We start from the raw sequence: 3,222 nt of genomic DNA, 5'->3' as shown, positions 1-3,222 counted from the left end.
TTCCCGAGGGGCAGCAGGCCCCCAGGGCGATCCGGTGACTCGCCGCGGACGTTGATTAGCTTCCCTCGCGGTAAGTCACCTTTCCGCCGACGACCGTGAGGAGCGGTCTCACTCGGGCGATCTCCATCGGTTCGAGCGCGTACGGGTCTTCGGAGAGCACGACGAAATCCGCGAGCTGCCCCGGCTGCAGGCCTCCACGGCGCTCTTCGTCGAATGCGGCGTACGCCCCGGCGAAGGTGAAAGCGGCAATTGCCGTGTCGAGGCTCACGCGCTCCGCGGGAACGAATCCTTCGGGAGGATCGCCCTCGAGCGTCCGCCGATTCACGGCGTTGTGGATCCCGCGCAGCGGAGCGACGGAGATCGACGCGGGCCAATCCGTCCCGAACACGAGCTCCGCACCCGACGAGACGAGGCTCTGCCAGGCAAAGGCATAGGGCAAACGCCCGGCTCCCACCGCTTTCGACCACACCGCCACGGTCGAGGGATAGGCATGTATCGGCTGCATTCCCGCGAGAACGCCGAGTTTCCGAAAACGCGGGACATCGTCCGGATGCACGAGCTCGATGTGCTCGATGCGAAACCGTGCGTCGGTAGCTCCCGTCCTCTCGTAGGCATCGAGCGCCATGCGAACGGCGCGATCCCCGATCGCATGGATCCAGACCTGGAGGCCGGCGTCATGCGCCATGGCGACCAGAGCGTCGAGGATTTCCTGAGTGGTCACGGGCTCGCCACGGGACTCGGCGTCGGCGTAGGGCTCGAGCAGGGAAGCGGTGTGGGACTCGATGACCCCGTCGAGGACGATCTTCACCCCGACGACTTTCAGCCACGGCGAGGGATTGCTACGAGCAAGAGCCGCGATCCGCGCGATCTCGTCCGCTGTCGTCTCCGCGCCGATCGACATCGCCATCGCGACCCGGAGCTTCAGCTGATCGAGCTCGAGGAGCTCCTGATAGAGTCCCAGCTCCTCTTCGTCTCCGCTTGCGTTCTGGATGGCTACGGTTCCGTGAGATGCTAGCCGCTCCATCGCCTGCTGGAGCGCATCGAGCTTCCTCGCGCGGGAGGGGTCGGGGATCAGTCGCCTGACCAATCGCATGGCGCCTTCTTTGAGCGTGCCGGTGGGTCGTCCGTCGGCGTCTCGGACGATCTCACCGAAGCCCTCGAGCTGGGTGTCGGATCCGATGCCCGCGAGCTCCAGAGCTCGTGAGTTCGCCCAGCCGCTGTGTCCGTCGTATGCCAGCAGGAATGCGGGGCGATCGGAGACCGCCGCGTCGAGATCATCTCTGGTGGGTAGACGCCCGTCGGGCATGGCGGTGTACTTCCACCCCCGCCCGAGAATCCATGGCTCGTCGACGTTCGCCGCGGCAAAAACGCGGACGCGTTCCTGAATCTCGGAGAGCGAGTCCGCCTCGAAGAGATCCACCTCGAAGAGGCTCAATCCGCCGCTCAGGAGATGGATGTGAGAATCCTCGAAACCTGGCAGGATCAAGGCGTCAGAACCGAAGCGCAGCACCTGGGTTTCCGGTCCGACGTAGGTTTCCAAATCGTTGAACGATCCCGTGTCGACGACGACCCCTTCGCGTACGACGAGCGTGTCTCCGGAGAAATCGAATACCCGACCGGCCTGGACGACGAGATCGGCGTGGTTGACAGAGCCCCCACAAGCGACCGAGCCAAGAAGGGCGAGGGCGAAAGCCCAGCGTTGCACCTTCGCATGGTATGAGAGCGGCGAAGGCGGCGTCAATGCGAGCGACGGTAGGAGCCGCGGGCCCGAGCTCACCGCCACCACCTCGGGAGCCCGGCCCACGGCGACCTACTCGTGCGCGTCGATAAGAGAATGGTACGCTCTGGAAATCTCCAGTAAGTGATCCCCGGCGATCGAGTTTTCCCACGAGAGCTCGCGGTGAATTCCCATCAGTCTGTCTCACAGCGAGACGACGGCGGAGGGATTCTCCGCGAAATCGGGATTCCCTTCAATCTCAGGGGCGTGGCGGGTTATGATAGAAAAGGGAAGCGATGTTGAGGCGCGTCGGGCCGCTGGCAGTTGTGTTGTTCATTGGGATGCTGCCGGCGTGGCTCATCGCCAGGGATTTCGACAATCCTCTCGCCACGAAGATCGACGGGCTTCGGCGCCATTTCGGGCTCCGCAGCGCCATTGGCGTCGTGGTCAGGAGTCTCGAAACCGGCGAGACGCTCTATGCTCACAACGCCGATCGACGTTTCATTCCCGCGTCGGGAATGAAGCTCGCCACGATGGGCGCGAGCCTGCACTACCTCGGACCGAGCTACCGCTTCGAGACGCGTTTCCTGCTCGACGGGGAGTACCACGATGGAGTGGTCGACGGCAACCTCGTCGTCCAGGGCTCGGGCGATCCTTCTCTCACCCGTCACGAGATGGACCATATTGCCCGTGCTCTCACAGGGGCGGGACTGCGTGAGATACGGGGAGATATGGTCCTCGACGACAGCTTCTTCGACGACCGTCTCCGCGGGCCGGCTTCGTATGACGACATCCTCAAGAAGGGGCTGCCCATCCAGAGTGCGCTGTCCTACAACTTCAACCTCGTGGAGCTTCGCGCTCGGGCCAGCAGCGCCGGAAGCCAGGCCGATTTGGTGGACGAGGGCTACGGATATTTCGAAGTCCAGAACCGTGTTACCACGGTGTCCCGGGGGCGCCCCTGGGTCAGTGTAGTGAAGCTCCCTCGAGACCGCGTCATCCTACGCGGTCGGGTGATTCAGGGCGACGAGGAAGAGCACATCGGCAGTTTCGTCTCACCCGACCCCACGGCCTACTTCGCCTCGGCGCTCGTCGGAAAGCTCCGCGAGAACGGAGTGCGGGTGAGCGGTCAGGTCGTGAGGGGCGCCGTCGACGACAGGAAGCTCCAGGCTCTCTACGTGCATCGGTCGGATCGGCTCGTCGAGGTCCTCTCGGCGCTCGGCAAGTACAGCAACAACTTTTCCGCCGAGCAGATGTTGAAGTCGCTCGGCGCCCACCGCTTCGGGGCGCCGGGAAGCTTCGAGTCGGGCACCCATGCGGTTGCCGAGTACATCGTTGGGCTCGGATTCAGCAAGAACGACTTTCGAATCGATGACGGATCGGGCCTGTCCTACGACAACCATCTGAGCGCGGAGATACTCGCTCGCATCCTCGAAGATATCTACCGTGCGCCGGAGCTCCGAACCGATTTCCTCTGCTCTCTCGCGATCGCTGGCGTCGACGGTACG

The 3,222-nt window shown here is 63.8% G+C and carries 2 protein-coding genes; one reads left to right on the top strand and one right to left on the bottom strand.

What is annotated here, in order from left to right:
- Positions 1-55 precede the first annotated feature (55 nt).
- Positions 56-1,804 (bottom strand): amidohydrolase, encoded by a 1,749-nt coding sequence (locus tag VEK15_19215; GenBank protein HXV62837.1) that lies wholly within the window; start codon positions 1,802-1,804, stop codon positions 56-58.
- Between the two features lie 209 nt (positions 1,805-2,013).
- Here VEK15_19215 and dacB point away from each other — a divergent pair.
- Positions 2,014-3,222: D-alanyl-D-alanine carboxypeptidase/D-alanyl-D-alanine-endopeptidase (gene dacB, locus VEK15_19210; GenBank protein ID HXV62836.1), on the top strand; the 1,209-nt coding region annotated here is incomplete at its 3' end.

It is taken from the genome of Vicinamibacteria bacterium (assembly GCA_035620555.1).
Lineage (GTDB): Bacteria > Acidobacteriota > Vicinamibacteria > Marinacidobacterales > SMYC01 > DASPGQ01.
Note: the sequence above shows the minus strand (reverse complement) of the source record. Positions and strands in the feature narration are given on the sequence as shown.